A 7,249-nucleotide genomic window follows, 5' to 3' on the forward strand; every position below is an offset into this window, starting at 1 on the left:
TTGTCACTCCGCTCACCTGCGTCCACTTCACATTGATTTGCTCCGGCGCCAATCGATCATCCAACAAAAAGCCTTGCAACATCGCGGCATTGGGCAACTCGAGCGTTTGATCGCCGCCGGCAAACACAATCGGCGGCAAATTCGTATCCGCGCCGAATTCGAAATTCTGCTGCACCTCTTCGGCGCTGAGAGCGCGATCATAAATCGCGACGAGATGATATTCGCCGGACCAGGCGCGATCAGTTCCCGCGTTTTCACCGACTTCATTACCCAACGCCAGGCGGTGCGTGCTGACCCAATTCGAAAACGTGCCCGGCAGGCTGCGTTGCGCGACTTCCACACCATTCACGAACAAACGCAACACGCCGGAAGCGGTGCGCGTGATCACGACGTGCATGAGAGCATCCGGCGTCACCGCACCGCCGGCAAGCGCCTTGTCGCTGGCGTTTTGATTGGTGGTGTCGGTGCGCACCGCGGCATAGAATTGTTTGCCGCGTTGTCCCAGCGTAAAATTGCGAATCGCCGGACCGCCCGAGAACGTGACGATGCGCGCCAATCCCGCCTGATCTTCCACCGCGGGTTTGATCCAGGTTTCGAGTGTCAATTCATGCGAAGATCGCAACGCGTTGAACAAGCGCGTTGGCGATTGCGCAGTTTCCAGAATCGTTGGCTCTGTCAGCGCGAGGCCGCCTTCCACCCAGGTCGCGCCGCTGGCGGGAAGCGCAAACGGCAATGCCGGATCGAGCGCGGCAATGTCGCGTACCGATTCGCCGCTGCCTTCTTTGAACACGTGCAGTGTTTGCAAGCCTTGCGTCACGCGGCCGGCAACGGAAATTACGATATCATCGCTCGCCGTGAAGAAGCCGTTGTCTACGGTGAGGCGCAGCAAATACGGTCCGCTTTTCGTGAACGTCGCCGCGGTTTCCAAAGCATTGGGATTGGCAAACATCACCTCGCCCGGACCGCTTTCCATCGACCACGAGTAAGCAAGTGAGCCGCTCGTTTCATCGCCCAGCCCGGAATCCAGCAGCGCGCCTTGCAATGTCGGAACGTCGCGCAAGCGAATCATTTTATCAGCGCCCGCAAAAACCTGCGGCTCGCTGTTGACGATGACGATGAGATCGTCGCTCGCGGCAAACAGGCCGTCATTCATCGTGAGGCGCAGCACATATTTGCCGCGGCTGGTGAAATGCGCTTTCGTCGCCAGGCTGCCGGCATCGTCGAACGTGACGTTGGCGGGCCCGCTCACCACGCTCCACGCGATCAACAAATTCTCCAGCGGCTGCTGGCTGTTGATCAACGTCCCTTGCAACTCGAGCGCGCTGTTGATCGCAATCGTCTGCGGATTGTCGGGGCCGGCATCGACTTCCGGCAGCAGCGGCGCGCCTTCGTTGACAAAATCGCCCTCGCCGCTGCCGAGCAATGGTGTGTCTTCTGTGATGCCGAAATACAAACTCATGTATTGAATGATGGCCTCGGTATGCGGCTGCAGCTCGGGATGATACGTTTTGATGGTGTCGCGAATCGCGCGCGAAAACTCCGCGAAGTTGGTGAGTTTGTTCGCCACGAACGGTTCGAGCAGCTTGATCAGTTCATAATTGCTCTCGATGTCGAGCGCCTTGAGCGCGCTTTCCAGCGGCGGCGCGGTCGGATCGCTGAAATCCGGCAGGATGCGGCTCACAAACGTGACGCGGTGCATGACGCGCCAGCACGGCGGTTTCTTGCCGGATTGTTGCGCCTCGCGCAGCGCCGCGGCGTTCGGGTCATCGCTTTGCGCGATCCAGATCGGATCAACCACTTTGTTGAAAAACGCATCGAAATTCTCGGGCTTAGGCTCGAGATAGAACGTCATGAAACGATAGGCATTGACTTTGCCCGGCCATTTTTTCGGTTTGGGATTGTTGGGATCGCTGTTGTCCATCACGATCTCGCCCTCGGGCGTGCGGAAATAAATGTTGCGCTCCACCCCGCTCAACTCGGCATTCACGCCGAAGGTGTTTTCCGATTCTTCACTCTTGGTCACGGTGAGATTGATGTGCCCGCCGAACATCGCCTGCACTTCGAACTTGGCCGCGACTTTGAAGATCGTCGTTTCTATCGACAAGCGGCCGCCGGCCTGGCCTTTGAAAGAATACGAGCCTCCCATGGTCTCCTGCAAAACATCGAAGGTTTCCTGCGTCTCGGCAAACATGCCGCCGTCCGAGGTCCACACATAGGTGTTGACGAGATTGCGTTTTTCGATTTTGGGCAGATTGTTGAGGATTTTGCCCTCCGCCAAATCCTTGCTCGAAAAATGCACCGCGTCTTGCCGCCGGCCTTTCGCGCCCGCGTCCCATTGCTCATAAAATGCGCGCAACGCTTCCTCTTCGCGTTGAATGCGATTCTTCAACGCATACGCCTCGATCGGTTTGAAGTAGCTGCTGTCGGGACTGTAGGTGAGCGCGTTGGGATAGTCGACGTCAGGATCGAAACCGACTTTGCCGTCGAGCGTGCCCTGTTTGGTGTAATGCGGATTGATGGGAAATGAAATGATGTTCCAATCCTTGGGAATGTCGGGATTGGGCCGCATTTGATACGAGACCAGCGCGTTGTTGTGCGCCAGCCGCAGCGCGAACACGTCCGCGGTTTCGGATTGCACCAGCGCGAAGCCGACGTTGTCCGGCACGTAACGCCGCCCCACTTTGGGATAGGGATATCGAATGTTGTTGATGTTTTCCACGATGCCGCGCAATTCGAGTTTGCTGGTTTTTGTCGTGGTTTTGCCGCGGCCGATGCTGGCGTCTTGCAGCCAGCCCAGGCTGTGCTCGAACGTGGCCTTGATGCCGCCGGTGATGTCTGCCTCCACGACTTCGGTGAGCACGAGGGGAAATGCCAGGGCCACCGGCGTGCTCACAAACTCCTGCGTGCCGCCGCCGAATTCCGCGGCCAATTCGACATTCATGTCGAAGCCGCGGTCGCGCTCGGCGGAATACGTGAAGGTGGTTTTCTGCGCATCGGTAATCTCGATCGCGGTGGCGCCGTCGTAATCGGTGAACTCTTTCAACACATAATCGAAGAAGGTGAGATTCTCACTCGGCACCGGCGGCGGGCCTTCGATGAAGCCGATCATTTCGGGATCGAATTGCACCTGGCCGATCCACTCCGTCACCAGATTGCCGACTTTGAAGCCGGTGAGCAAATGCCATTGCCCGTTGCGCACCAGCGCATAGCAGCGTTTGAGCACGCCGATGAGATTGCCTTCGACGTCGTATTGCAAATCGCCGTATTCCTGCACCGCGGGCCGGCTCTGCAAAATGCCGTTGAAGGGCGTGCGCAATCCCGCCAGCGCGCTGCGCACTTGCGGCGCATCTTCGTTGATGGGCGCGGTGGAAAATACATACAGCGTGTCGCGCAAAGTCAGATCATTGCCGCGAAACGAATGATCCGTGAGTTGGCCGGGCTTTTCTGCATCAAATGTGTAATACGCGATCAACTCTTCCTTCTCGCCGAGCAGGCGCGTGAAGAGATTATCCTGCACTTGTTCCTGCGTGCGCGGCATGCGCCAGATGCGCACTTCCTCCATCTCGCCCTGAAAGAAATTCTGTACCGTGTTGTTGCCGAGCGCGCCCAGCGTGAATTGATCTTTAGCCACCGGAAAGCTGCTCGCATTCTTGAATTCCGTGGCCACGGTTTCGCCGTTGCGATACAGCGTCAAGCGCGAGGCATTGAATTCAGGATTTTTGATCCACTCGATGTTGCCCTTGAAACGCGCATGATTGCTGCTTTTGGAATCAAAGCCGATGTTGCCCTGATTCTCTTCGAAGCGCCACCACGAGACCAAACCCTTCTCGTTACCTTTGAGGTCCACCCCGAGATTTTCCGGCTCGCGTGCCACGTTCCAAATGCGCACTTCGCTGATCACGCCTTTAAAGCGGCCTTCGATGAAACCCGGCAGGAAGGCGCGACCGATTGCGAACGGGCTGTTGCTGCTGCCAATCTCCGGGCCCTCATACTTTCCGGCGCCGCACGCCACCATCGTGCCGGCCTCGTTCTTTTTGTAAAATTTGATATCGTGCCACTGCTCGACCGTCGTGCCGGTGAGATTGCCGCTGCCGTCGCGCTGCTCGGTGGTCACCACTTGCTGCTTGCGCGTCACCGCGAGGCGTGTGAAATAGCCGCGCCGGAACGCATTGGCCTCCGAGGTAAAGACATGGTTGCCATTTTCCACATCTTCAAAAGCAAACACGATGCGGTTGCTGTCATCGGCGTAAAGCGTGCAGGGCGAATGGTCTTCCGTGCCGTCGTCAATTTTGCCCTTGCTGAGAATGCCCAGAGGATTTTGATTCGCCGCTTGCAGAAATACTTCAATCGTCATGTCCCCCGCGATATTGAGTGTGCTGTCTGTACCGCAATCGAGATAAGAAGAGCCGTCGAACTCGAGGGCGTAGGATTGATTGTAGGCCGCGGCGAGATGCGTCCAACTGCCCGCGGCAAACGGCTCTTTTGCTTGCACGAACAAATTGCCGGCGCCGGCAAACGCCACGTAGCCCGGCAGCGGCGAAACCGCAAGCTGCGGATTGCCGTTCTTCGTGCTTTCGTGATTGTGGCGTGAATAATCGCGCGCATAACCCGCTTCAAAATGCCAGTAGCCGACGAGATCGGTTTCATTGCCGCCGAGCTGGCGGCTCATGTCGGCGCGAATCTCGGCCTCGGTGCGCGCGCGTTTCCACAGGCGCACGTCGTCGAGACGGCCGGGGAAAAAATTATCCACCCGCCCGATGGTGGTCACCGGCGTGCCCACCGGCGTTTTGCCCTTCAACGCCTCGGTGGAATATTTCAAAATGCCGTTCACATAAACGCGATACCATTCGCCGTCGAAGCTCACCGCCACGTGATTCCAGGTGTTGAGCGTCAGCACCGCGGCATCGGTGATGAACGAATTCCATTGATTGCCGTCGCCGAATCCCGCATGGATTTTGGTTTTCTGATAAATCCAAATAGAAGGCGGCCGCCAGGCATTTCCCTGCGGCGGCTGGCCGCCGAGGAAACCGTGATAGTTGTCATCTTCCGGCGCGGCAAACAGCCAGGCTTCTTGGGTAAACACCGGCCCCAAGCTCACGCCGTCTTCGATGCTGATAAAGTCATCGCTGCCGTCGAATGCCAGCGCCGATCGCAATTCACGGCGCTCCAAACCGAGACTGTAGCGCGAACTCGCCGAGCGATGTTGAATGATCTGGCCGCGATTTTCGATCACCTGCGGCCGCACCCAGGCTTCGAGCGTGACATCGCCGTCGGCTGCGAACTTTTTCAAATCGGCTTGATCGGTTGAATCCAGATGTGCATAACTTTTCGCGCCGTCAAACGCCAGCGTGTGGCCGGGCGCTGCCGCGGTCCACAAGCATGAAATCGTGTTGCCGCTCGCCAGCTCTTGATCGAGCTGTACCTCGCCGGCGGCGCTCAACGCGCTCGACAAAATCAGCAACGAGCCGTTGCTCAAATCGCTGGGAATCTTGTTCGTGCCGGCGTGTTGGCTGTAGTCGTATTCAATGAAAAAGACGGGCACTTCTTCGCTCGGCGCGCTGGTGGCGGGGCTTTGCACGGAGATCGTCGTCGCGCCTTTGGCCGCCTCTTCGAGCACCGTCAGGCGCAAATCGCCGGCGCGCAACGTCATGCCTTTTTCCAACGCGCGGCGGCTGCCCGCGGCAATCTTGACGGCTTCGATGCGGCCTTCATGCACCACAATCGCGCCCGCGCCGAGATAGGCGCGTTCATTCGCCAAACCGTTCAGCACTTTCGCGAAGCGCTCGGGATGGCGCGGCACATGCCGCCACGTTTCGATGATTTGATTGCCGTTTTGATCTGCGGGACCCGTAAGCATCACCGTGCAGGTGGCCTCGTCGGCGCCGGCGAGAACGTTGATCTTGAGTTGATCCATCTCCGGCTCGGTGGAACGCGCGACGCACAGCAGACACTCGCTGCCGCGCTCATCGACCAGACGATATTGCGGCCGCTGGGTGAGCGTGTTGTAGTAAGTGACGAAGAACTGATCATCCGTGCCGCGGAAATACAGAGCCAGCTTGCCGGTGGCGCTGTCGAATAGCAGCGGCGCTTCATTCGTCCACGCGAATTCCAGCAAACCGCCGGTGAGGCTCAAGCCGAGGGGATCAGTGAACACCAAGGCCATGGGCGCGGCGACACCCTCGTTGAGCGAAATGCGAATTTTGTCCAGATCGCTTTGCTTGCTGGTGAGCAGCGCTTCCTTCTCACGACGCTGCCGCATTTTATCCTGGCGCGTGGCCTCGAGGTTCGTGCGTTCCTCGCGCAAAACCTGCGTTGCCGTTGCCACCGCATTTTCCGCGGCAATGCGCGCTTGCACGGCAGCATTCAACTTCTGATTGAAATTCGAATTGATTTGAATGTCGAGGCTCGAAATGATGTCATTCCAATCGTTGCCAACATAGCTGGTATCGGCACTAAACGTTTTGGATTTGCCGCCGCGATTGGCATGTTCATACACTTTGACTTGCAGCGCTTCCGACATCTTGATCGAAGAAATGATGTCATTGAAACCGCGTTCGCGCAAATCGGTGTAGCCCACGAAGCCGCCGCCGAATTGCCCGCCGTTGCGGCCGTACGAAATCACCCGACCGCGAAAACTGCTGTGTTCATACAACCAAACCCGGCCGTTGGTCAGCTCGCTTTGCAGGCTTTGCTCACGGCTGCGCGCCTGCGCCAGCGCCGCGCGCTTGTCTTGCAGATCTTGAATCTTGCCGTTGATGCGCGCGCGTTCGCCAAAACGAATATCCGTAACCCGGCGGTCACCGCTGTTACTGATCGCCTCGTTCACAATATCCATCACACCGTTGAGCACGTCGATGTCATCCGTGAGATTGATGATGTCAGTGCGCAAGCCCAGCACCTCCTGCTCGGCTGTGCTGACGTCGTTGAGCAATTCATCGATCGTCTTGCCGCCGAGCGAGGGCCGCGCAATGACGGGCAATTCCAAATGGTCGGGCGTTTGCGCCAGGCGGCCGGTGCTGGCCACGCCGAAATCGAGCGCTGCGATTTCCTTGTTCACCCCGTCTGCGCTTTGCGTGGCCAGCGCCAGCATCACGCGCGCGCTGTGCTTGAGCGGCTTTTCCTTGCCGTCATAGCCGCCCCGTGTTTTCTCCTGATGATAATACAACAGCGCCGCCGGCCCGGAAGCGACGGTGCGATGGGCAATGCGAAAACTGCCGCGCTGCAAGCCGGAATTCTCACCAATCGGCGC

The 7,249-nt window shown here is 58.2% G+C and carries 1 protein-coding gene; it reads right to left on the minus strand.

Going from position 1 to position 7,249, the window contains the following annotated elements; all coding sequences use genetic code 11:
• Positions 1–7,249, minus strand: a 7,249-nt coding sequence (locus tag FBQ85_23535; GenBank protein MDL1878114.1) for a LamG domain-containing protein, incomplete at both ends; no start/stop codon positions are given.

The sequence above is a fragment of the Cytophagia bacterium CHB2 genome, assembly GCA_030263535.1.
Lineage (GTDB): Bacteria > Zhuqueibacterota > Zhuqueibacteria > Zhuqueibacterales > Zhuqueibacteraceae > Coneutiohabitans.